Here is a 22,250-nt window from a genome sequence, read left to right as displayed (position 1 = left end):
AATGCACAGAGGGATCATTCTGTGCATTTCACGCATGAATGTTTTCATACGTCTTGCAAAGGCGACGGCATATATAAATACTGCTCACGGCCGCACCCGCCCGCGAGGGCTCCTGTACGGGCGTCCGAAGCCGCCGTCCCCTACCCGCGTCGGCGCTCAGGGCGTCCGGGGCATCGCTAGCGCGAGCGCCCGCGGCGGCCCCGGTCATCCCCTGGACCGGGGCCGCCACAAACGTCGGACCACCCGTCCCGACTCCGCACACCGGAAGCGATGATCATGACCCTGACGACGACGCGCATCAGCCCGGACTGGCCGTGCCAGGTCAAGACGCCCGGAAGCTACGACTGGGAGCGATCGGCCGCCAAGTGGCTGCGCGAGCTGGTGCCCGCGCGCTACGCGAGCTACCCCGCGCTGCTGCGCCACCCGGTGCTCCTGGCCCGCCACGCGCAGCTCCAGGTCCAGCAGGAGGTCAGGGTGGCCCGCACGGCCCTGCAGACCGCCCGGGCCGATCTGCCCCGGCTGGGACTGCCCGAGTCGGTCATCGAGCACACGATCAAGCTGTACGCGGCCGAGGTCATGCAGCTGCAGCACATCGCCCGCAGCGTCCGCGCCGTCACCCAGGCCCTGGTGGAGCAGAGTCAGGGTCGCTGAACCGCGGGCCCCGCTCCGCCGGTCGCGGACGGGCGTCGCCCCTGGCAGGGGGCGTTCGGCAAGACGACGATCGCATCCCGGGCCGTGTGCGATGCTCAAGGCGTGACGAGCGAACCCGCGCTGCCCGCGGAGCCCGGTTCCTTGCCCGACCTGGCCGCACTGACCCGGGTGGTGGCGCGCCAGCGTGCCGAGCTGGACCGGCTCCAGGACCTGGCGGCCACCTCGACCGTGCTGGAGCGGGCCAAGGGCGCGGTGATGGCGCGGCTCGGCTGCGCCCCGGAGGCCGCCCAGGAGGAGTTGCAGCGGCGGGCGGACAGCGCGCGGCGAACGCTCCTCGAGGAGTGCTGGATCACGCTCGGCGACCTCGCCCGGCCGCCCCGCACCGCCCCGGAGCGGGTGCCGTCCCCGGCCGCCGCCCCGGAAGCCGCACCCGCCGCGACCCCGCAGGAGCCCGACGCCGACGCCCTCGGCCTGCTCGGCCGGGCCCTCGTGCGGGTGGGCTCCCCGCAGGACCTCGCCCGCTGCCTGCTGGACCGGCTCGCCCCCGGCGTGGACGCCGACGCACTGATGATCTACGCCCGGCGGCCCGCCGGCGGGCTGGAGCTGATCGGGCACGCGGGCGTCGACGACGTGCTGGCCGGCCAGTGGAGCCGGGTGCCGCCGCTCACCGGGATCGCCGCGGTGGACGCCCTCGACTCCGGTCGGGCGCACTGGCTGGAGAACCCGGCCGAGGACGCCCTGCGCCATCCGCTGATCGGCGACCCGCCCTCGACCTGGCGCTCCCGCGCCTGGCTGCCGGTGGTGACCGGGGAGTCGGCCGACGTCGTCCTCGGCGTCCTGCGCCGCCGCGAAGGCCCGTTCACCCCCGCGGTGCGCACGCATCTGCTGGCGGTCGCCCGGCTGTGCGCGGGCCCGCTGCGGACGTTCGGCGCCCGGCCGGACGATTCCGTCGGCACGCTCGCGGACGCCGTGCAGACCGTGTTCGACCGGCTGCCGGTCGCCGCGCTCGTCCTGACCCCGCTGCGCTCCGCGTCGGGAGCCGTCGAGGACTTCCGCATCGACGCGGCCACCGGCGGGACCTCCGACGCCGTCGGCCGCGGCGGCCGCGAGCTGCTCGGACTGCGCTTCCTGGAGTGCTGGCCGGAGGTCGCGGACGAGCCGCTGTGGCAGGGCTGCCTGGAGGCGCTGGCCGACGACGAGCCCTACGAGAGCGAGCCGTTCGCCCGGCAGCAGGTCGTGGACGGGGTCGGCGAACTGTCCACGTACTCGGCGCGGGCCGCCCGCCTCGGCGACGGGCTGGTCGTGAGCTGGGTCCAGCACGATCCCTCGGACCGGCAGGAGCAGCGGCTGGCGGACGTGCAGCGGCTGGGCAAACTCGGCTGGGCCACCTGGAACCTGCTCACCGGCGAACGCAACTGGTCCTCCCAGGTCTTCGCCATCCTCGACCGCGACCCCGCGCAGGGCCCCGTCCCGCTGCCCCGGCTGCCCGCCCTCGCGCTGCCCGAGGACGTGCCCGCGCTGGCCCGCGCCGTCGGGCGGCTGATGCGCGACGGGCAGCCGTGCGACATGCCGTTCCGGATCGCCACCCGGGACGGGATCCGGCATCTGCGGGCGGTCGCCGAGACGCTGTCGGACGTCGACGGCACGCCCATCGAGGTGCACGGCTTCCTCCAGGACCTCACCGCGCAGCGCAACGCCGAACTCGCCCTCGTCGCCAGCGAGCGGGCGATGGTCACCCAGCACGGGGTGCTGCAGGCCGAGCGGACGGTGGCCGCCCGTCTCCAGGACGCGCTGCTGCCCCTGCCCAAGCAGCCCGTCCGGCTGGCCGGGCTGCGCGTGGACATCGTCTATCTGCCCGCGCAGTCGGGGCTCAACGTGGGCGGCGACTGGTTCAGCGCCATCGAACTGCCCGACGGGGACGCCCTGTTCGTGGTGGGCGACGTCGCCGGCCACGGCATGGACGCCGTCGCCGCGATGGCCCTGCTGCGGTTCACCGCCAAGGGCATGGTCATCACGGGTTCCTCGCTGACCGGCGCGCTCACCCGACTCAACGCCCTGCTGCTGCACTCCCGCGATCCGCACGGCACGGCGACCATGGTCCTGGCCCGCTACAGCTCCCGCGAGCGGCGGCTGGTGTGGGCGCAGGCGGGCCATCCGCCGCCGCTGCTGCTGCGCGCGGGCCGGGCGCGCTATCTGGAGCGGCCCGTGGGGATGCTGCTCGGCGCGAGCGACACCCCTCGCTATGAGGAGGCCGAGTTCCGCCTCGAACCCGGAGACCGGCTCGTGCTGTACACCGACGGCCTGGTCGAGCGGCCCGGCGAGAGCATCGACCGGGGCCTGGAGCGGCTGGCCCGCGCCGCCGAGCGCAGCGGCCGGGCCGCGCCGGCCGCGCTGGACCGGCTGCTCGGCACGGTGCTGGAGCCGGAGGGACGCGACGACGTGTGCGTACTCGACGTCCAGGTCCCGCCGAACGCCGGGTAGCAGGGCTCAGTCGTCGCGGTCAGAGGCGGTCGTCCTGGTCCGGGGCACCCGTCCGGGCAGGGCTCAGTCGTCGCGGTGTCGCCAGTACCAGAACGCCCCGGCGACCAGGGCCAGCAGGAAGACGACGGGCAGCACCAGGCCGGGTATGCGGGAGGCGTTCATGGGACGGCTTTCGGCTCGGCGGGCCGAGGCGCCGAACGCGCGCCGACCCGCCGCTCATTGTGACACCCGACACACTGTCGACCGCCCGTTGTTTTTCCAAGGCGTTACCGGGTCAGCCGCTGGTGCGCGACTCCAGGGACTGCCGTGTGTCGTCGCCGTAGACGCCGCTCTCGTCTCCGCGCACCCCGTACCAGACCTGGAAGCGGGCGACGGCCTCGGTGAGGGCGGTGCCGTACGTCCCGTCAGTGGCCCCCTGGTCGTACACGTTCGGGATGCGCAGCAGGCGCTGCTGGAGGTCCTTCACCTCGGGGCCGCTGTCGCCCTCGCGCAGGACGCCGGCGCCGTCCGGGTCGGCGGAGGGTTCGGCGGACGGTGTGGCGCTGGCGGTCGGGGCGGGGGTCGAGGGGATCGTCTGGGCGGCCGCTTCGCCGCCCCGGCCCGGCAGCAGCAGGGCGCAGGCGAAGCCGACGAGCGCCGCCGCGGCCACGGCGATCGTGACGGCGGCACGGCGGTGCCCCGAACCGGAGCCGGAACCGGAACCGGAACCGGAACCGGATGGAACGCGTTCCCGCGCGGGTGCGGATCGGGTGCGCGCGCCCTTCCCCACCGGCCCGGACCGCGACCGGGCGGGGCGCGGCTTCCCGGACCCGGTGTGGTCCCAGGCCCGGCCCTCCCCGCCGGCCGGCACCGGCGGGAGTTCCGCGGTGTCGGCCTCGACGCCGTCCGGTGCGCGCGGCAGCTCCACCTCCTCGTAGGAGGCGGCGGTGTCCTCGGTCATCTCGCGGAACAGCTCCGCGAGCGCGTCGGTGCTGCGCGGCCGCAGGACCACGATGGGCTCCAGGACCGGCCGCTCGTGCGGCTGTCCCCCTTCGGCCGGTGTCGGCACGCTGTCTCCCTCCGTCCGTGTCCCCGGGGAGAGATACGCGCGCGCCGGCGGCGGGGTTCAGCCGGCGAGGAACCGGTGCAGGGAGCGGGTCGTCGCGGCGACGAAGGCGTCCCGCCCGCTGTCGTCGAGGGCGTCCAGGGACAGATACGGGTTGAGGTCCTCCAGCTCCACCAGCAGCAGCTCGCCGCCGGGGGCGCGGCAGGCGTCGACGCGCTGGATGCCGTGCGCGAGGCCGTTCCAGTCGACGAAGCGCCGGGCGAACTCCAGGTCCCGCCCGGTCGGCGCGTAGGGCTGGAGCTCCCAGCGGCGGTCGGGGTGCGGGGCGTACAGGGCGTACTGGAAGTCGTGGTCGACGAAGTAGAAGGAGACCTCGTACGCGAAGTCGACGCAGGGCTGGACGAGGACCGTGCCGTCGGCCAGGGCGGGCAGCGCGTCGGGGGCGACGATCCGCAGGCCTATGGAGTCGGCGCCGAGCTTGGGCTTGACCACATAGCGGTCGGACTCGGGCAGGCGGTGCAGGTCGTCGGCGCGGTCGACGGTCGGGATGACCGGGTAGTCCGCGGCGCTCAGATCGAGGAGGTACTGCTTGCCGGCCATGTCGGCGCGGCCGGTGAGCGGGTTGTAGACGCGTACGCCGTCCTGGAGCGCGCGCTCGCGGAAGGCGTCGTACTCCTCCTGGTAGCCGAGGACGGGTCCGCTGTTGCGGACGACGACGCCGTCGAAGGCGTCCATCAGCGCGGCCGCGTCCAGGGGATGGCACAGGGCCAGGTCGAAGTCGGCGCGGAGCCGGGAGGCGAGCAGGACGTCCTCGTCGCCGTAGCGGCGCCCGCGGGCCGGGTACGCCAGGTCGGTGACGTAGAGGAGGCGGGGGCGGGCGGCGGGCATGCGGGTCTCCTCGCGGGGGTGACGAGCGGTGCAGAAAGGTTACGCCGGCAGGCGGGGCCTCCGGTGGGCGGGCCCGCCCACCGGCCGGGGGCCGGTGGGACGCGCGGCGGGGCGAGGGACGCGCGGGTCGTACGATGAGATGCCGGGGAGCGGGTCGCAGGGCCGGTTCCCGGACCGTCGTCTTCTCCTGAAGGGCTCGTCGACTCCCGTGACCACCGCAACACTTCTCGACGGCAAGGCCGCCGCGGCCGACATCAAGAGCGAACTCGCCCTCCGGGTCCAGGCGCTCAAGGACCGCGGCATCGCGCCGGGGCTGGGCACGATCCTCGTCGGCGACGACCCGGGCAGCCGTTCCTACGTGGGCGGCAAGCACCGCGACTGCGCGCAGGTCGGCATCGCGTCGATCCGGGTGGAGCTGCCCGCCGACGCCTCGCAGGCCGACGTGGAGGCCGCCGTGCTGCGGCTGAACGCCGACCCTGCGTGCACCGGCTTCATCGTGCAGCTCCCGCTGCCCGCCCACATCGACACGCACGCCGTGCTGGAGCTGATCGACCCGGTCAAGGACGCCGACGGGCTCCACCCGACGAACCTGGGCCGGCTGGTGCTGGGCATCCCGGCCCCGCTGCCGTGCACCCCGCGCGGCATCATCGACCTGCTGCGGCGCAACCTCGTACCGATCACCGGGCAGCAGTTCTGCGTCATCGGCTGCGGGGTGACGGTGGGCCGTCCGCTGGGTCTGATGCTGACCCGCAGCACCGAGCACGCCACGGTGACCCTCTGCCACGAGGCCACCCAGGACACCGCCGCGCACGCGCGCGTGGCCGATGTGGTCGTGGCCGCGGCGGGTGTGGCGCACCTGGTCACGCCGGACTGGATCAAGCCGGGCGCGACCGTGCTCTCGGTGGGCCTGACCCGCACGGTCGAGGGCGTCCTCGGCGACGTCCACCCGGACGTCGGCGACGTCGCCGGCTCGTTCGCGCCGCCGATCGGCGGGGTGGGCCCGATGACCCGGGCCATGCTGCTGACGAACGTCGTCGAGGCGGCCGAGCGGTTCTGACCTCTCAGGGCACTCGGTTCCCCCTGAAGAGGGAACTGAGTGCCATCGTCGTCGGTCGAGTGCTACGTTCGGCGACCATGAGCTCCACTCACAAGGCGGAGGCGAAGCCCCCCATGCGGGACGCCCTGGTCGCGGCGGCCTTCCAGTTGTTCCTGGAGCGGGGCTACGAGCAGACCACCGTCGACGACATCGTCGCCCTCGCGGGCGTCGGCCGGCGGTCCTTCTTCCGCTACTTCCCCTCCAAGGAGGACGTGGTCTTCCCCGACCACGAGCGGTGCCTGGCCGACATGACCGCCTTCCTCGCCCTGAGCGACCCGGCCCACGAGCCGGTGCGACGGGTGTGCGACGCGGCCCGGCTCGTGCTCCTCATGTACGCCGAGAACCCCTCCTTCTCCGTGCAGCGCTACCGGCTCACCAAGCAGGTCCCCGGGCTGCGCGCCTATGAGTTGTCGGTGGTCTGGCGCTACGAGCGCGCCCTCGCCGCGTATCTGCGCACCCGCTACGCCGGTCGGCGCGACGGCAGCCTCCGCGCCGACGTGATCGCGGCCGCCGTGGTCGCCGCCCACAACAACGCCCTGCGTTCCTGGCTGCGTTCGGACGGACGCGGCGACGCGAGCGCGACGGTGGACCACGCGCTGGGATACGTGCAGTCGGCGTTCGGGACGCCGACGGCGCCGACGGCGTCGCCCGCGTCCACGCCTCCGGCCGAGGTGCGGCCCGCGATCGTCGAGGACCCCGGCGCGGTGGGCGCCGACGGTGACGTCGTCGTGGTCGTGTCCCGGCGCGGGGCGCCGCTGTGGCGGGTGGTGCAGGAGATCGAGACGACGCTGGGACGGGGCTGAGTCCCGAAATTATGGGTACGCAGTGCCTTTACGCGTGGCACTGAGTGCCATACGCTGTGGCCGTGCGCGGTGGCACGGCGAACCGCGCACGTGGGATTCCGCCCGAGCGCAGGGAGTTGACCAGCGTGTACCACCACTCAGGAAGCGCCGTTCAGCGGGCAGCCGGCTCCACGGCGGGCCTGCTCGACCGCCAGAGCCCGGACACGGAGACGATCCTCTTCCAGCGCTGCAACTGGTGCGGGACCGCCATGTACCACCGCCTGCTCTGTCCGGTCTGCCAGGGCAGCGACCTCTCCACGGAGCGCAGCGCGGGCACGGGCACGGTCCGCCACGCCACGGTGGTGCACCGCAACACCCCTTCCGCGCGCAATGTGTCGCTGGTCGAGATGGCCGAGGGGTTCGTGGTGCGCGGCCGGGTCATGGGGCCGCTCATCGGCGTCCACAGCGGCGACCGCGTCCGGCTGTCCACGGTGAAGGACCCGGTGCGGGGCGAGCCGGTCTTCCAACTGCTCGAAGAGCCTTACCGGGCCTGGCACTAGACAGCATGGTTTCGGGGGCAGTCCCCCGTGGCCTGATTCTTGTGCGCACGGGCAGACTCCTGCGGCACAGGCAACCCACAGGTCCCTTTTCGCTTCCTTCGTGGCGTGAAGGGCTCCCGCTTCGGACGGGCGCCCACACTCCTACGTACGAGGAGGGGACCCTTGATCCGTGCCCGGCGCATAGGTGTCACCGCCGTGGCCGTGCTCGCGGCCCTTGCGGGCTCACCGGGACTGGCCCAGGCCCAACAACCGCCCCAGGCAAAGCCGCCCGCGGCGACCGCCGACAGCACACTGCCGAAGGGCTGGCGCGTCACCGGGGAGGGCGCCGACCGCGAGCTGGTCTGGCGGTCGGCCACACGGGTGCCGGTGGGCGACGCCCGCGTCGAGTTCCACGCGGGCGGCCGGCTGCTCGGCGTACCGAAGGCGGCGAAGGACGGCCGCACGTTCCGGCTCGCCCTGGACCCCGGCGCGTCCCTCGACGACCTGCAAGTACGCGCTTCCGGACGGCGGTTGGACGCGGCCGCCGACGACTCGCGCAAAAGCAGCAGGAATTCACCGGCCGAAGCCGCGCAGCCCCCGGCTCGGCTCCCGGCCAACTCCGTGGACCCCGGCAAGCCGGGCTCGTACCGCACCGCCACCGGCGAGTACTCCCTCGACCCGGTGAAGCTGCCCGACTTCCCCGAGCCGGTGGAGATGAGGGCCGTCGTCGTCGCACCCAAGGGCGCCACCGGGAAGCGGCCGCTCGCACTGTTCCTGCACGGCCGCCACACCACCTGCTACCAGCCGGGCAGCGACGACCTCGACATCTCCTGGCCCTGCCCGGCCGGCATGAAGTCGATCCCGAGCTACCAGGGCTATCTGCAGGACCAGAAGCTCCTCGCCTCCCAGGGCTACGTCACGGTGTCGATCTCCGCCAACGGCATCAACGGCCAGGACGCGAACGTCGACGACGCCGGCGCACAGGCGCGCTCCTCGCTGGTGCGCCGGCACCTCGCCCAGTGGGCCGACTGGGCCGCCCACCCGAGCCACGCCCCCACGGCGGTGCCCGACGCGACGAAGGCCGACCTCTCCCGGGTCCTGCTCGTCGGTCACTCGCGCGGCGGCGAGGGCGTCAACCGGGCCGCCATGGACAGCCTCTACCCGCCGCCCGCCGCGCAGGACGGCTACCGGGGCCCGGTCCGCTGGAAGATCCGCGGCACCGTCCTCATCGGACCGACGATCTTCGGCCAGAATCCGGTCGCCGACGTGCCGTCCGCGACCATCCTGCCCGGCTGCGACGGCGACGTCTCCGACCTCGAGGGCGAGACGTACCTCGACGGGACGCGTGGCGTCAGCAAGGGCGCCGCCCTGCACAGCGCGGTCTACGTGGTCGGCGCCAACCACAACTTCTTCAACACCGAGTGGACGCCGGGCAAGGCCGTGGCGCCGTCCTTCGACGACTTCTGGGAGGACCCGGACGACCCGCAGCCCGACCCGGTCTGCTCCACCGGCGCCCCCACCCGGCTGACCGCCGACCAGCAGCACACGGCCGGCGCGACCTACATCGCCGCCGCGGCCCGGCTGTTCGTCGCCGGTGACGACCGGGTGCGCCCGCTGCTCGACGGCTCGGGCAAGCGCGCCCCCTCCGCCGACCCGGCCCGCGTCCTGACGCACGCCGTCGGCGCCCGCCGTACGGGAGGCTTCCTGCTGAACGGCGGGGTGAAGGTGACCGGCGGCCGGGTGTGCTGGTCGGACCCCGACCCGGCCAAGGCCTGTCTGGGCGACAACGCCCTGGGGAGGTCCCCGCACTTCGGGTGGTGGGACCTGGAGACGGACACCGGCACGAACGCGGTCGCGCTGAAGTGGTCCGCGCCGGGCACTCCGGCGAAGATCACCTCCACCGCTCCCGTCTCCCTCTCCGGGGCCAAGAGCCTCGCGCTGCGCGTCTTCGTGCCGCCGAACACCACCGGCACCAAGCTGGACGTGACCGTCACCGACTCCGCCGGCCGCCGCGCCGAACTCGGACAGATCAAGGTCGACGGGCTGCCGGGCTCCGACCGCACCGCCTCCTACTGGGCCCGCGAACTACGGGTCCCGCTGGCCGCCGCCACCCACGCCGGGCTCGACCTCAAGCACGTCAAGTCCCTTGAGCTGACCCCGCGTTCGGGATCCGGCCAGGCCTGGTTCATGGACGCCTGGGGCTGGGCCCCCGGCACCCCCGCGGTGAAGGCGGCGGCGCTGCCGCGCGTCGACATCGGCCGCCTCACGGTCAAGGAGGGCGACTCCGGCACCCGCACCTACCACATCCCGGTCCAGGTCTCCGGACACGCCAGCGGCAAGGTCCGCTTCTACGTCGTCGACCCGGCGACCGGCGCGGCCAGGGAGAAAGTGCTCACGGTTCGGCCCGGGGCCACCCCGATCGACGTACCGGTCGAGGTGAAGGGCGACACGCGCTACGGCGACGACCTGCAGCACGACCTGCTCGCGAAGGCCGTGCGGGGCGCGGTCGTCGGCTCCTACCGAGGCGGGGTCACCGCGCAGAACGACGACCCGGCGCCGAAGGTCACCCTGACGCCCGTCGCCGACCGGGTGACCGAGGGCGAGTCGCTGACCTGGCGGATCACCCTCTCCGAGACCGCCGACGTGGACATCTGGCAGCCGGTCCGGCTACTCCCGGTCACCGAGGGCGCGGAGCTGTCCACCAAGGACGTGGACCCGCAGTGGCTGCAGGACAACTCCGGTGACCTGCCCGACCCGGAGCGCCCGCTGTCCGAGGCTAACCTGTGGGTGTGGGTGGCCCTCCCGGCCGGGAGCACGGCCGCCGACTTCACGGTGCCGACGGTGAAGGACCAGGTGGTCGAGCCGGCCGAGTCGACGCGCCTGGCTCTGACCGACTTCGAGGCCGAGCCGCTGCCGGACCAGCCGGTGCTGACGGGGACGGTCGTGGACACGCCCTGACCCGCACGAGTCGTCACCCGCACAACCCGAGGGGGCATGGACCGCACGGTCCGTGCCCCCTTTGTCTCTCCGTGCTCACAGCGTGACGCGGATCCCGAGCGTTCCGTCCCGGCCCCGGCGCAGTCGGCTGCCGAGGAGCGTGAGGCGGCCGAAGAGGCCGTACTTGCGGGCGAGGAGCGTGCGGTAGTGGGCGGTGGTGGCCGGGTCGCAGATCTCGGCGGTGGCCGGGACCTGCTCGCCGGTCGGGTTGCCGCGTACGTCGCAGGGGCCGACGAGGACGTCGGCGCGGGCCCGGATCCGCTTCACCTTCCAGGAGTCGGCGACCGTCCACACGCCGAGCGTCTCCCCGTCGCGCACCACCCACACAGGGGTGGCGACCCCGGTTCCGTTCTTGCGATAGCTGGTGATCAGCAGGTACTTGCCCGCTGCCAGCCGGTCGAGCGATGTGTCGTCCATGTGCGCAGTCTAGGCAGCGGCCGGGCCTCGAAGCCGGTCACCACCGGGGCACCTTCAGCTGGTAGTCCGGCTGGACGCGCCGCATGTACCCGGTGTCGTCCCGGCCCCGCATCCCGGAGCCGAGGTAGCGGCTGTGCAGCCGGTCGAGGGCGTCGTGGTCCAGCCGCGTTCGTGGGAGCTGGGCACGGTCGGCAGCAGGGCGGCTCAGACGGCCGTGGTGTCGAAGACGTCCAGCCCTACGACGGCAAGGGCGGCGGGGTGAAGTCGTTCCAGGCGGGTCTCGCCGCCCGTCGCCTCGCCGAGGCCCACCGTGCCGTCCTCCAGGACGAGTTGGAGGATCACACGCAGGGCGAGGGGCTCGTGCACGCCGCCCGAGTTGAGCAGCGGCGGATCGGAGAAGGCGATGGGGGCGACGACGAGTTCGCGGATACGGGTCGCGGGGGTGCTCATGCGGCGACCGCCCGTCGGCGGGCGACGGCCGGGCGGCGACGTCGGCGATCCCCCAGCGGAGGGCGCTCAGCGCACGGCACTCGCCATCCGGCGCACCCCTTCGGTGAGGATCTCCGGCGAGGTGGCCAGATTCAGGCGTACGTGCCCGGCCCCGCCCGTGCCGAACTCCGGTCCGGAGCTCAGCGCCACCCGCCCGCGCTCCAGGAAGACCTCGGCCGGATCGTCCCCGAGACCCAGCGCCCGGCAGTCGAGCCAGGCGAGGTAGGTGGCCTCGCCCGGCCGGTGCAGGACACCGGGCAACCGCTCGGCCAACAGCTGCGAGAGCAGCCGCCGGTTGTCGTCGAGGCCGGTCAGCAGGGCGTCCAGCCAGGGCGTGCCGTCGCGCAGGGCGGCGGTGTGCGCGAGCACGCCCACATGACTGGGGCCGTGGCCGACCTCTTCGGGGAGCAGGGCCAGATCGGCGGCGGCCTCGGGGCCCGCGACGGCGACGGCGGCCTTGAGGCCGGCCAGGTTCCACGCCTTGGACGCCGACATCAGCGACAGGCCGCGCTCCGCGCCGGGCACGCTCAGCCAGGGCACGAAGTCGACTCCCACGGCGGTGAGCGGCGCGTGGATCTCGTCGGCGACCACCCGCACGCCGTACCGCTCGGCGAGGGCGGCGACGGCGGTCAGCTCCTGCGCGGTGTGCACGGCGCCGGTCGGGTTGTGCGGGCTGCACAGCAGATGCGCGGCCCGGCCGCCGCCCTCGACGGCCCGCCGGTAGGCCCGCTCCAGAACATCGAGGTCGAGCCGTCCGTCCACGCCGAGCGGCGCCTCGGCGATCCGCCGGTCCAGATGGGTGACGAACGGGAAGAAGGGCGGGTACACGGGCGGGTTGACGATCACCGGGTCGCCCGGCCCGGTCACCAGCTTGAGCATCTCCACGACGCCGAGCATCACGTCGGGCACGATCGCGGTGCGCTCCACGGCGAGCCCGTGCCATCCCCACCGCTCGGCGGCGAAGGCGGCCAGCGCCTCCGCGTAGCCGGCGCCCTCCGGATAGCCGGTGTCGCCGAGCGCGAGGGCGTCGGCGACGGCCCGGACCACGGGCCCGGCGAGCGGCACGTCCATCTCCGCGACCCACAGGGGCAGCACGTCCGCCGGATACCTGCGCCATTTCATGCTCGTACGACATCGGAGACGGTCGAGGGTGAGGAAGCGGAGGGGATTCGGTTCACCGGACGGTTCGTGCGAGATCCTGGTCATGGGGCACAAGATAGGGGGCTGCGGTGTGACCTGGGATCACCTGAACGGGACATTCGTGGAGGACGCGACGGGAATTGCGGACACGGTGGGAACGGACGCGACGGGGATCGCGGAGGTCGCCTGTGACGAGTCGGGTTCGGACGGGGAGAATCTCACCGGCGGGAACACCGATGTGTTCGCGCACGCGAGTGTGCTGCTGTCCATGGAATCCGCGGCAGACCAGGTGCGGGAGATCCGCGACCGCATCCGTTCGCCCGCCGAGGAGTACAAGGCGAACCATCTGCTGCGCGAGAAGCACCGGGCGGTCCTGGAATGGCTGCTCTCCCCCTCCGGACCGCTGTACGGGCAGGCCTACGTGCATCTGGTCGAGAAGACGTTCTTCGTCGTGGACCGGACCGTCGACCTGCTGCTGGACGATCCGCAAGCGGCCCTCACCCTCTTTCGGAAAGGGCGGCGGACCTTCGCGGAAGAAGAATGGCGGGAGTTCCTGGAGGCGGCCAACCAATTGCTGCGCATGCGCACCGGCGACGCCTCGGACGCGCCCGTCGCGGATTTCCTCCACACGGTCGATACCCTCCGGAAGCGCTATCCCAGGACGGATGCGGCCGGCATTCTGACCCGGCTCTCGGCGGAACGGTCCCGCGCGCTGGCGTACCGGGCCGGAATTCGGGGCGGGCCGTTCGTACTGCTCCCGCTCCTCAATCCGCTTCTCTCCTCCGTGCTGCACACCGCGGCCCACTGGAGCGTCGGCGGACGCCCCGTCCGGCTCGCGCACGACCGGCAGAACCTGCTCACCCCGGAGCGGATCGCCTGGATCGAGGACGCGGCACGCCGGCGGGGCATCGCGCTCGCCGGGCTCCGGCTCGTCGTCGCCCGCGACGACCCTCGGGTGCAGCTCGCCGACTTCCTCGCCGGGATCGCCCGCAAGATCGCCTCCGACGAGCTGAACGGCCGCGGCGACCCCGCCCTCTCCGCACTGCTGCGCCCCTACACCGGCACGACGGCCGTATGGGGCGACGCCCGCAGCTGGGAGCGTCTCGGCCCGCCCGACGACGACCCGCCGTCCCGGCTCGCACCGACCTCCGTAGGAGAAAGCTGAGGTGATCACCTCCTGGGTGAACACGACGGCGTCCCTGCACGTATGGAGGTGAGGGCACTCAACGACCGGAGGGCCCCGCGGTGTTGAGGCCGCGCGTTCGGGGTTTCGGGAGCCAAGCATGAGGCACGTACGACGACGGACCGTCCGGCGAGCGACACGGCTGGCGGCCGTCGGCGGACTCCTCCTGGGAGGAGCCATGGTCACGCAGGCTGCCATGGCAAGTGAGCCGTCCGCCGCGGCGACGACACGCGACTCGGCGGAGTCCGTCGCCACCAACCCCGGTGCGGCCCTGGTCAAGAAGCTCGGCACCTCGCGTACGGCGGGCACCTGGATCAACGCCGACGGGCAGCCGGTCGTCGCGGTCACCGACGAGCAGACGGCCGCCCTGGTCCGTACGTCGGGCGCCCAGGCGAAGGTCGTCTCGCACAGCATGAACGAGCTCAAGTCGGCCGCGGCGACGCTGCGTTCGGCGCCGCGGGTGCCCGGCACCGCCTGGGTCATGGACTACCAGTCCAACCAGGTCGTCGTGCAGGCGGACAGCACCGTGTCGGCCGCCGACTGGGCGGAGCTGACGAAGACGGCGACGGGCATCGGCAGCTTCGTCCGCATGGAGCGCACCACAGGCGCCTTCACCACACGCCTCAACGCCGCCCTGCCGATCCTGTCGACCGGCGGACGCTGTTCGGCGGGCTTCAACGTGACCAACGGGACGAACGACTTCATCCTCACCGCCGGGCACTGCGGGCCCACCGGCTCGATCTGGTTCGCGGACAACCAGGCCAAGCAGCAGGTCGGCAACACGATCAACTCGAACTTCCCCGGGAGCGACTTCTCCCTGGTGCAGTACGCGAGCGGCAAGGCCGGCGACGGGGCCGACGTGGTCGCCGTCGGCGACGGCAAGGGCGTACGGATCACGGGCACCGGCGACGCGTCCGTCGGCCTGCGGGTGTTCCGCAGCGGCAGCACCAGCGGGCTGCACGACGGCCAGGTCACCGGGCTGGACGCCACGGTGAACTACCCGGAGGGCACCGTCAGCGGGCTCATCGAGACCAATGTGTGCGCCGAGCCCGGGGACAGCGGCGGGCCGATGTTCTCCGAGGGCCTCGCGATCGGGGTGACCTCCGGCGGCAGCGGCGACTGCACGACGGGCGGCACGACGTTCTTCCAGCCGGTGACGCGGGCGCTCGCCGCGCTCAACGTGCAGCTGATCGTGGCCGCGCCGTCCGACAACGCCGGTCAGGGCTCCTCGGGCACGGCGTCCGAGGCTCCCCAGCCGTCCTCGTCGCCCACCCAGGCGGCGATCGCCCCGGGCTCCACCTCGCCGGGCTCGACGGCTCCGGTGGCGGGCACCGTCACGGAGACGCTCGCGTCCCGGCTCACCGATCCCAACAACATCGGCCCGGGTCTGCTCGTCATCGGCGGCAGCCTGGTCGGCCTCGTCGCGACCCGCTACATCCGCGCCGAGCAGGACCGCAAGGCCTACCGACAGTACTACTCGGCGACCTGGGGGTGAGCGAGGCGGGCCCGGACGGAGTCGGCGGCGGCCGGGCCCGGACAGCGAAAAGGGCACCCGATCTGGGTGCCCGGTTCGGCGGTGGAGGGTCGATGCACAAAACTCGGTGCACGAGGCTCGACGGCGGAGGCCGGCGGTCCTCGGGGAGGGTCAGGCCGCGTTCATCGGCTGCGGCGACGGGGCGGCGGCCCACTCCAGGACGAGCCGCTGGTACTCCTCGCGCTGCTCGACGCTCAGTGTCCCGCCCGACCGGAGCCACAGGGCCCGGATCTCCTCGTTGACCTCCGCAGCCGATCGCTCGGAGAGGGATTCAACAGTGGTGGACATGGTGTGAATCTTACGATGTCGGAGGTGAAGGGGCCGTGAGTAATCACGAGCTAAAGGGATAAATCGGACAGTGTTACTGATCACGTCCATCTGTCAAGGACGGCCGGTGAGTTCGCCGCGCACGGCCCGGCCGCCCCGCCCTCGTGCAGCCCTCCCCCGCCCTCGCCCCGCCCCTCGGGGGCCCTTCGGCGGGCGACTGTCAGGTGCCCGGCTTGCGGCCGTAGACGAAGACGTCGTCGCCGTTCTTCAGCAGTGACCAGTACTTCTTGGCGGTCGTCGTGGTCATGTTGACGCAGCCGTGCGAGCCCGGCGGGTTCCACATGCTGAGGCCGACCGAGTGGAAGGCCTGGCCGCCGTCGAAGAACTGGCTGTAGGGCATGGACACGTTGTAGATCGACGAGACGTGGTCGATGTCACGCCAGTAGATCTTCTTCAGGCCGGTGCGGGTCTCGTACCCGTCGCGGCCCGTGCGGACCGGCACCGGCCCGTAGACCAGCCTGCTGCCGTCCTGGATCCAGCTGAGCTGGAGGGTGAGGTTGACGCAGGCGATGCGGCCCTTGTTGGTCGGACAGCGGCCGTCCCGGTTGGGAGTGCTGCCCACCGCCTTCTGCTTGTTCATGAGATCCATCACACCCCACGTGACGGATCCCGCGTAGCCGATGTTCGGCGTGATGCCGTGCTTGGTCTGGAAGGCCTGGATGGCCTTGCAGTCGGCGGTGGACTGCCTGCCGTCCACCGGCCGCCCGAGGAACTTCTCCACCTGCTTCTGGTACGGCCCGGCCTGCGTGGTGCAGCTCGCGGCCTGCGCCGGCGCGGCGCCCAGCGCGAGCGTCAACGGAGCCACCAGCCCCGTGACCCCGAGCACGACGGCTCCTCGTCTGCGTATGTCCCCCATGGGTGCCCTCTTCCTGGCTTCCTGGCGCGGTCACATTCCTGACACCGCTACGGCGATCTCGTCAACCTAGACCGATGTGCGGGGATATCGGTTGTAGGGCGGCTCAGGCTGTGACAAAACGGTGAACTTCCTGTCCGTCCAACCGGCCGACGGGCAGCTTACGACCATAGGCGACCAGCAGAAGGTCCTGGGCACTCCCGCACAGGGGTGCTCCGGCGCCGAAGGTCCAGTCGAGGTCGACGGCCTGCAGCCGGACGCCCGCGAGGTCGACGCCGAAGAAGCGGAAGGCCCGCGGGTCGATCGTGGCCAGGGCCGGGCGCAGCCGCTCCTCGGGGACGGGGCGCTCGACGCCGAGGGCGACCGTGACGTCCAGGCCGTGCACGACGTCGTGGGCCAGGGCCGCCGGGCGGCCGCCCACCGGCGGCTTCCACGGGTGGTGCGCGTGCTCGCGCAGGAAGCCGGACAGCCGCCCGGCCGGGTGGGCGGCCGCGTCCGCGCGGGCGACCCGGTCCGCCATCCGGTTCACCCGGCCGCCGGACCTGGCCAGTTCCCACAGCATGCGGCGGGTCGGATACCGGAACCCCGTCGACATGTGGGCCACCACGTCCCGCACCCGCCATCCCGCGCACAGGCTGGGCGCGTCCCACTGGTCCGGGGAGAGGGTGTCGAACAGGTCGGCCAGGTCACGGCGTTCGGCGGCGATGGCGGCGGCGAGGGCGTCCTCATGTGTGCGTCCCGTGGTCATACGTCCAGGATCTTGACGGCCGGTTCATAAGTCCAAGAACAGGTTCGTCTCCCAACTAGCATGATCTGTTATGGAGTTGAGGCAGCTGCTGTGCTTCGTCACGGTCGTCGAGGAGGAGGGCTTCACCCGGGCCGCGGCCCGGCTCCATCTGGCGCAGCCCGGGGTGAGCGCGCAGATCCGCCGTCTCGAGCGGGAGTTGGGGCAACCCCTGCTGGACCGTTCCGGGCGGAGGGTGCGGCCGACGGAGGTCGGCGCGGCCCTTCTGCCGTACGCGCGGGCCGCGTTGGCGGCGGTCGAGGGGGTGCGGCGGACGGCGGAGGAGTACACGGGGCTGCTGCGGGGACGCGTGCGGATCGGCATGGTGCCGTTCGCCGCCGCGCACCCCGTCGACGTTCCGGGTCTGCTGGCCGACTTCCACACGGCGCACCCCCAGGTGGAGATCACCCTCACCGAGGACACCTCGGACCGGATGCTGGCCGCGCTGCACCGCGGGGAACTCGACCTCGTCCTGGCCGGCCTCGCCGCCGAGGAGCCCCCGCCCGGCACGGGCGTGCGGATCGTGGCGGACGAGCCCCTCTACGCGGCGGTGGCGCAGGACCATCCGCTCGCCTCCGCCGGGGGTAGGGCGGTCCCGCTCGCCGCACTGGCCGCGTACCCGCTGATCAGCCTGCCGTGCGGGACCGGGGTGCGTGGGGTGCTGGACCGGCTGTGCGCCGAGGCGGGGTTCCGGCCCCGGATCGCCTTCGAGGCGGCGGCCCCGGACACGCTGCTCCGGCTGGCCGCGCGGGGCCTCGGGGTCGCGGTGGTCCCGGGGCTGCCAACGGCCTTCGGACTGCGGGCGCTACGCATCGACGATCCCCGGGCACGTGGCCGGGTGGCCCTGGTCTGGCGGACGGACGGGCCGGTCGGCCCGGCGGCCCGGTCACTGCTCGGGCGGTTCCACGACGCACTCGCGCAGTAGGTCCACGGCGCGGGTCAGCACGTCGGGGGTGGCGGTGAAGGGCAGGCGGAGGTGGTGGGCGAGGGTCGTGCGGTCGGGGGCGAAGTGGGGGCCCGGGGTCACGGCCAGGCCGCGCCTCGCGGCCCGGGCCACGAGGTCGGCGGCCCGTGTGGCCGTCCCCAGGTGCAGCCACAGGGTCAGCCCGCCGTCGGGGAGCGTGTACGTCCAGCCGGTCCCGTCCAGCATCGCGGCCAGATGGTCGCGCTGGGCGCGCAGCCGGGCACGCCGGTCGGCGAGCACCTCGTCGAAGCCGGGTCCGTCGCCCAGCAGTTCGCAGGCGATGAGCTGTTCCAGAGGCGGTGGGGACAACTGGGCCTGGAGGGGGTTGCCGCGCAGCTGTCGTACGAGGTCGGCGCCGGCCCGGATCCAGCCGACCCGCAGGCCGCTCCACACGGTCTTGCTCGCCGAGCCGATCTGGATCACGCCGGGTCCGGCGAGGTGGGGTTCGGCGCCGGGCGGGGTGCGCAGGTCCAGGTCGCGCATCGTCTCGTCGGCGATCACCGTGAGCGGGAGGCGGGCGATCTCCGTGCGCGTCGCGGCGGTCATGTGGGCGCCGGTGGGGTTCTGGAAGTCCGGGATCAGATAGGCCAGTCGGGCGCCCCGGGTGTGCGCGGCGTGCGCGAGACGCTCGGTGTCCCAGCCGTGGCGCGCGGACACGGGCACGGGCAGCAGTCGGGTGCGGCGGCGGCGCAGGACGGCGAGGGCGCCTGGGTAGGTCGGGCTCTCCACAGCGACCGGGCGGCGGCGGTCGGTGTGCAGGCAGTCCAGGAGCAGGGTGAGGGCGGCCTGCGCGCCCGAGGTGACGAGGATCTGCTCGGGGCGGGTCGGCAGGCCGGTGCGGGTGCAGCGGTCGGCGAGGAGCTCACGTAGGCGGGGCAGTCCGGCGGTGGCGACGCCCGCGTCGACGAGGAGGGCGGCGCTGCGTGCGGCGGCGCGGGTCAGGGCGGCGAGGTAGGCGTCGTGCGGGGCGGCGGTGACGGCGAGGGTGAGGTCGAGTCCGGCGTCGCCCGTTCCGCCCCGGTCCTGGGACCAGGGGGTGGTGCGTTCGGTGAGCCGGGCGGGCAGCCGTACGGCGCTGCCGCTGCCGTGCCGGGTGTGCAGCCAGCCGTCGTCGCGCAGCAGGGTGAGGGCGGTGACGACGGTGCCGCGGCTGAGGCGCAGGGTGCGGGCGAGTTCCCGTTCGGAGGGCAGCCGGGCGCCGGGCGGCAGCCGGCCGTCGACGACGGCCTCGCGCACGGCGTCGGCGAGGGACCGGGACAGGGTTCCGGGGCGTTCGTGCCAGGGGCCGAGGGCGGAGACGAAACCACTCATCATCGGTCCAGTTTCGCTCAAGTGGACCAGTCGCTGCCCTTCACCCCGGCCCTAGGCTGCCCCGTATGCACCGCATCCTCGCCGACGACCTCTCCCGGCTTCCCGAACTCCTGCAGTCCGCCCGCGACTTCGCCGCCCGCGAGGTGACGGGCGTGTCCGACCGGCCGGTGGTCGGCCTCGACAGAGCGCCCGGGCGGGAGAGCCTCCCCGGCGAGGGGGCCGGGGCGAAGGGCGCTCTCGCGCGGTTCGCCGAGCGTTGGGCCCCGGGTTTCTCCGGCTCGGCCGGGCCGCGCTATCTCGGCTTCGTCACGGGCGGCGCGACGCCCGCGTCGGTCGCCGGTGACTGGCTGACGAGCGCGTTCGACCAGAACGTCTCCGGGGCCGCCGGTTCCTGGGCGACGGCGCTGGAGCGGGAGACGGTGGCCTGGCTGCGGGAGCTGTTCGGGCTGGGCGAGGCGCACTCGGGGGCGTTCGTGACCGGTGCGACGGTGTCCACCACGGTGGGGCTCGCGGTCGCCCGGGAGTGGGTGGGCGAGCGGCTGGGCGTGGACGTGTCCCGGGCGGGGGCGGCCGCGCTGGGGCCGGTGGAGGTGCTCTCCGGCTGCCCGCACTCCAGTGTCGCCAAGGCGCTGTCCGTGCTGGGCGTCGGCCGGGACCGGCTGCGGCTCGTGCCCGTGCTCCCCGGCCGGGAGGCCGTGGACGTCGACGCGCTGGAGGCGGCGCTGGCAGCGCTGGACGGGCGGCCGGCGATCGTCGTGGCCAACGCCGGAACGGTCGACACCGTCGACTTCGACGACCTGCGGGCGATCGCCGCCCTCAAGGAGCGGTACGGCTTCTGGCTGCACGTGGACGCGGCGTTCGGCGGCTTCGCCGCCCTCTCCCCCGCCCATGCGCACCTCGTCGACGGGCTCGACGCGGCCGACTCGGTCTGCGTGGACCTGCACAAGTGGCTCAACGTGCCCTACGACGCGGCCGTCCAGTTCACCCGCCGCCGCGACCTCCAGGTGCGGGTCTTCCACAACGCCGCGCCGTATCTCGGTCCGCCCTCCGGCGAGCCCGACTTCCTTCATCTCACTCCGGAGAACTCCCGTCGGCTGCGCGCCCTGCCGGCCTGGTTCTCCCTGGTGGCGTACGGGCGGGCCGGGCATCGTGAGATCGTCGAGCGGAACGTGGCGCTGGCGGCCCGGCTCGGCGAGGGCGTCGGCGCGCTGGACAGGCTGCGGCTGCTGGCCCCGGTCCGGCTGAACGTCGTCTGCTTCACCCTCGCCGAGGACCCGACCCCGGAGCGGGTGGCCGCACTGGCCGACGCCGTCGCAGCGACCGGGGAGGCCTTCCTGACGCCGACGGTGTACGGCGGTGTGCCCGGGCTGCGGGCGGCGTTCAGCAACTGGCGTACGTCCGAGGCGGACACGGAACGTGTGCTCGCCGCGCTCACCGAGGCGCTGTCCGACTGACCGTCATGGTCGCCTGCTGTCGCGGTAGTTCACGGCGGGTACGAACCGGGGAGAGGAACACCGGCAGGAACGCCACCGCGAGCAGGGCCGCGCCCACCCACAACGTGGCCCGCACGCCGACCAGTTCACCGAGCAGGCCGGACACGGCGGCCCCGACGGCAAGCGCTCCCGTCAGCACGAAGCGGAAGGTGGCGTTCATCCGGCCGAGCAGGTCGTCGGGGGTCATGCGCTGGCGCAAGGTCACTCCCAGGACGTTGTCCACGCCGATCTTGAACATGGCCAGCACCCAGCCCGCTCCCGCGATCCACAGCCATGGGCCGCGCCCGTTGAGGGGCGCCAGGAGTGCGGCCGGGGCCAGGACGAGCCCGGCGACGGCGAGGGTGCGGCCGAATCCGAGACGGGCGGCGAGCGGGCGGGCGAGACGGGCGCCGAGCAGGAGGCCGAGGCCGCCCGCTCCCCAGTACAGGCCCAACGCACCGGCAGGCAGGCCCAGTTCTCGGACGAAGAGGATCGGCAGCATGGTGTTGACGATCTGCGAGCCGAGGTTGCTGACGGCGGCGGTGAGGGCGAGGGCGCGCAGTTCGCGGTTTCCGAGGACGTGTCGTACGCCTTCGGCGATCTGAGCCCGCAGTCCCTGCACCGGGGCCGGGCCCCGCTCGGTCTCCCGGCGCCGGACCGCGAGGAGTTGGAGCGCCGAGGCGAGGTGGGCGACCGCCGCGCAGAGCACGGCGACGGGCGCGGTGAGCAGTTGGACGAGACCGCCGCCCGCGCCGCGTCCCGCGACGTTGCTCGCGGCCATCAGGCTGACCACGGCGGCGTTCGCCTGGACGAGGGCTCCGCGGCCGACCAGTTGGGGAAGGACGCTCTGCGAGCCGACGTCGAAGAACACGGTCGCGGCGCCGTTGAGCAGCACCACCGCGTACAGCTGGCCGAGGGTGAGCGCGTCGAGCCACCAGGCGAGCGGGACCGAGGCGAACAGCGCGGCGCGGGCCAGGTCGGCGCAGACGAGCAGCCGCCGCTGCCGCATCCGGTCCACCCAGGCCCCGGCCGGCAGCCCGATGAGCAGGAACGCCAGCGTGCTGAGCGTGGCCAGGGCGCCGACCTGGCCCGGCGTCGCGTCGAGCGCGGCCACGGCGATCAGGGGTACGGCGACATAGCTGACGTTGGTGCCGAGTTGGCTCAGGGCGGTGGCGGAGAACAGGACGCGGAAGTCGGGGACCCGCCAGGGCGAGTCGGGTTTCGAGGGGATCTGCACACAGGAACGCTGCCCGAGGACATCCCCGCAGGACAAGTGAAAAGATCTACATGATCTGTT

The 22,250-nt window shown here is 73.2% G+C and carries 19 protein-coding genes and 1 pseudogene; 10 read left to right on the top strand and 10 right to left on the bottom strand.

Annotation, left to right across the window (positions count from 1 at the left end; genetic code table 11):
* Positions 1–270 precede the first annotated feature (270 nt).
* Positions 271–651 carry a hypothetical protein gene (locus tag OG562_RS40295; RefSeq protein ID WP_266406906.1) on the top strand — a complete coding sequence of 127 codons (381 nt, stop codon included), beginning with the start codon at positions 271–273 and terminating at the stop codon, positions 649–651.
* Between the two features lie 102 nt (positions 652–753).
* Positions 754–3,132 carry a SpoIIE family protein phosphatase gene (locus tag OG562_RS40290; RefSeq protein ID WP_266406904.1) on the top strand — a complete coding sequence of 793 codons (2,379 nt, stop codon included), beginning with the start codon at positions 754–756 and terminating at the stop codon, positions 3,130–3,132.
* Between the two features lie 274 nt (positions 3,133–3,406).
* Here OG562_RS40290 and OG562_RS40285 read toward each other — a convergent pair whose 3' ends face one another.
* Complete coding sequence (locus tag OG562_RS40285) at positions 3,407–4,180, bottom strand: peptidoglycan-binding protein (RefSeq protein ID WP_266406902.1); 774 nt, start codon at positions 4,178–4,180, stop codon at positions 3,407–3,409.
* Between the two features lie 57 nt (positions 4,181–4,237).
* A complete protein-coding gene (locus OG562_RS40280) occupies positions 4,238–5,065 on the bottom strand; it encodes a hypothetical protein (protein WP_266406900.1) in 828 nt (275 codons plus the stop codon).
* A gap of 208 nt (positions 5,066–5,273) precedes the next feature.
* Between OG562_RS40280 and OG562_RS40275 the strand changes: the two genes are divergently transcribed.
* The 4 genes from OG562_RS40275 to OG562_RS40260 all read left to right on the top strand — a co-directional run bounded on the left by OG562_RS40275 (position 5,274) and on the right by OG562_RS40260 (position 10,440).
* Positions 5,274–6,122: a bifunctional methylenetetrahydrofolate dehydrogenase/methenyltetrahydrofolate cyclohydrolase gene (locus OG562_RS40275; RefSeq protein WP_266406897.1), complete on the top strand. Its 849-nt coding sequence runs from the start codon at positions 5,274–5,276 to the stop codon at positions 6,120–6,122.
* A gap of 77 nt (positions 6,123–6,199) precedes the next feature.
* Complete coding sequence (locus tag OG562_RS40270; RefSeq protein WP_266406895.1) at positions 6,200–6,964, top strand: TetR family transcriptional regulator; 765 nt, start codon at positions 6,200–6,202, stop codon at positions 6,962–6,964.
* A 125-nt stretch (positions 6,965–7,089) separates the two neighbouring features.
* Complete coding sequence (locus OG562_RS40265; protein WP_266409787.1) at positions 7,090–7,503, top strand: Zn-ribbon domain-containing OB-fold protein; 414 nt, start codon at positions 7,090–7,092, stop codon at positions 7,501–7,503.
* Between the two features lie 162 nt (positions 7,504–7,665).
* Positions 7,666–10,440, top strand: coding sequence for a hypothetical protein (locus OG562_RS40260; protein WP_266406893.1), 2,775 nt, complete (start codon positions 7,666–7,668; stop codon positions 10,438–10,440).
* Between the two features lie 75 nt (positions 10,441–10,515).
* Here OG562_RS40260 and OG562_RS40255 read toward each other — a convergent pair whose 3' ends face one another.
* The 3 genes and pseudogenes from OG562_RS40255 to OG562_RS40245 all read right to left on the bottom strand — a co-directional run bounded on the left by OG562_RS40255 (position 10,516) and on the right by OG562_RS40245 (position 12,591).
* Positions 10,516–10,896: a PPOX class F420-dependent oxidoreductase gene (locus tag OG562_RS40255; protein ID WP_266406891.1), complete on the bottom strand. Its 381-nt coding sequence runs from the start codon at positions 10,894–10,896 to the stop codon at positions 10,516–10,518.
* Between the two features lie 207 nt (positions 10,897–11,103).
* A pseudogene (locus OG562_RS40250) lies at positions 11,104–11,346 on the bottom strand (glucarate dehydratase); the annotation flags it as partial.
* A 66-nt stretch (positions 11,347–11,412) separates the two neighbouring features.
* Positions 11,413–12,591 (bottom strand): MalY/PatB family protein, encoded by a 1,179-nt coding sequence (locus OG562_RS40245; RefSeq protein ID WP_266406890.1) that lies wholly within the window; start codon positions 12,589–12,591, stop codon positions 11,413–11,415.
* Between the two features lie 106 nt (positions 12,592–12,697).
* On the opposite strand from OG562_RS40245, the gene OG562_RS40240 reads away from it, so the two are divergent.
* Together OG562_RS40240 and OG562_RS40235 are read left to right on the top strand one after the other, a co-directional pair.
* Positions 12,698–13,690: a hypothetical protein gene (locus tag OG562_RS40240; RefSeq protein ID WP_266409786.1), complete on the top strand. Its 993-nt coding sequence runs from the start codon at positions 12,698–12,700 to the stop codon at positions 13,688–13,690.
* Positions 13,691–13,808: 118 nt separating this feature from the next.
* Entirely contained in the window at positions 13,809–15,203 is a 1,395-nt protein-coding gene (locus OG562_RS40235) for a S1 family peptidase (RefSeq protein WP_266406889.1), read from the top strand.
* A gap of 150 nt (positions 15,204–15,353) precedes the next feature.
* On the opposite strand, the gene OG562_RS40230 is transcribed toward OG562_RS40235, so the two are convergent.
* From OG562_RS40230 to OG562_RS40220, 3 genes are all read right to left on the bottom strand, one after another.
* Positions 15,354–15,530: a hypothetical protein gene (locus OG562_RS40230; protein WP_266406888.1), complete on the bottom strand. Its 177-nt coding sequence runs from the start codon at positions 15,528–15,530 to the stop codon at positions 15,354–15,356.
* A gap of 199 nt (positions 15,531–15,729) precedes the next feature.
* Complete coding sequence (locus OG562_RS40225; protein ID WP_266406886.1) at positions 15,730–16,425, bottom strand: L,D-transpeptidase; 696 nt, start codon at positions 16,423–16,425, stop codon at positions 15,730–15,732.
* Positions 16,426–16,528: 103 nt separating this feature from the next.
* Positions 16,529–17,170, bottom strand: a complete 642-nt coding sequence (locus OG562_RS40220; protein WP_266406884.1) for a maleylpyruvate isomerase family mycothiol-dependent enzyme — start codon at positions 17,168–17,170, stop codon at positions 16,529–16,531.
* A 70-nt stretch (positions 17,171–17,240) separates the two neighbouring features.
* Between OG562_RS40220 and OG562_RS40215 the strand changes: the two genes are divergently transcribed.
* Positions 17,241–18,131, top strand: coding sequence for a LysR family transcriptional regulator (locus OG562_RS40215; protein WP_266406883.1), 891 nt, complete (start codon positions 17,241–17,243; stop codon positions 18,129–18,131).
* On the opposite strand, the gene OG562_RS40210 is transcribed toward OG562_RS40215, so the two are convergent.
* On the bottom strand, positions 18,093–19,484 hold the full coding sequence (locus OG562_RS40210) for a PLP-dependent aminotransferase family protein (protein WP_266406881.1): 1,392 nt from the start codon (positions 19,482–19,484) through the stop codon (positions 18,093–18,095). The two genes, OG562_RS40215 and OG562_RS40210, sit on opposite strands and share 39 nt — an antisense overlap.
* A gap of 62 nt (positions 19,485–19,546) precedes the next feature.
* Here OG562_RS40210 and OG562_RS40205 point away from each other — a divergent pair, with 62 nt between their 5' ends.
* Positions 19,547–20,935: an aminotransferase class I/II-fold pyridoxal phosphate-dependent enzyme gene (locus tag OG562_RS40205; protein WP_266406880.1), complete on the top strand. Its 1,389-nt coding sequence runs from the start codon at positions 19,547–19,549 to the stop codon at positions 20,933–20,935.
* Here the strand turns inward: OG562_RS40205 and OG562_RS40200 are convergent.
* Positions 20,913–22,190, bottom strand: a complete 1,278-nt coding sequence (locus OG562_RS40200) for an MFS transporter (RefSeq protein ID WP_266406878.1) — start codon at positions 22,188–22,190, stop codon at positions 20,913–20,915. The genes OG562_RS40205 and OG562_RS40200 overlap by 23 nt on opposite strands.
* Positions 22,191–22,250 lie beyond the last annotated feature (60 nt).

Source organism: Streptomyces sp. NBC_01275, assembly GCF_026340655.1.
GTDB lineage: Bacteria > Actinomycetota > Actinomycetes > Streptomycetales > Streptomycetaceae > Streptomyces.
The sequence above is the reverse complement of the archived record's forward strand: the minus strand, read 5'-3'. Positions and strand labels throughout refer to the sequence as shown.

Bases quoted from the DNA above. Each gene is read 5' to 3' on its own strand.
- OG562_RS40225 (WP_266406886.1), bottom strand. From the start codon at position 16,425: ATGGGGGACATACGCAGACGAGGAGCCGTCGTGCTCGGGGTCACGGGG.
- OG562_RS40255 (WP_266406891.1), bottom strand. From the start codon at position 10,896: ATGGACGACACATCGCTCGACCGGCTGGCAGCGGGCAAGTACCTGCTG.
- OG562_RS40295 (WP_266406906.1), top strand. From the start codon at position 271: ATGATCATGACCCTGACGACGACGCGCATCAGCCCGGACTGGCCGTGC.
- OG562_RS40230 (WP_266406888.1), bottom strand. From the start codon at position 15,530: ATGTCCACCACTGTTGAATCCCTCTCCGAGCGATCGGCTGCGGAGGTC.
- OG562_RS40210 (WP_266406881.1), bottom strand. From the start codon at position 19,484: ATGATGAGTGGTTTCGTCTCCGCCCTCGGCCCCTGGCACGAACGCCCC.
- OG562_RS40215 (WP_266406883.1), top strand. From the start codon at position 17,241: ATGGAGTTGAGGCAGCTGCTGTGCTTCGTCACGGTCGTCGAGGAGGAG.
- OG562_RS40235 (WP_266406889.1), top strand. From the start codon at position 13,809: ATGAGGCACGTACGACGACGGACCGTCCGGCGAGCGACACGGCTGGCG.
- OG562_RS40270 (WP_266406895.1), top strand. From the start codon at position 6,200: ATGAGCTCCACTCACAAGGCGGAGGCGAAGCCCCCCATGCGGGACGCC.
- OG562_RS40245 (WP_266406890.1), bottom strand. From the start codon at position 12,591: ATGACCAGGATCTCGCACGAACCGTCCGGTGAACCGAATCCCCTCCGC.
- OG562_RS40205 (WP_266406880.1), top strand. From the start codon at position 19,547: ATGCACCGCATCCTCGCCGACGACCTCTCCCGGCTTCCCGAACTCCTG.
- OG562_RS40280 (WP_266406900.1), bottom strand. From the start codon at position 5,065: ATGCCCGCCGCCCGCCCCCGCCTCCTCTACGTCACCGACCTGGCGTAC.
- OG562_RS40220 (WP_266406884.1), bottom strand. From the start codon at position 17,170: ATGACCACGGGACGCACACATGAGGACGCCCTCGCCGCCGCCATCGCC.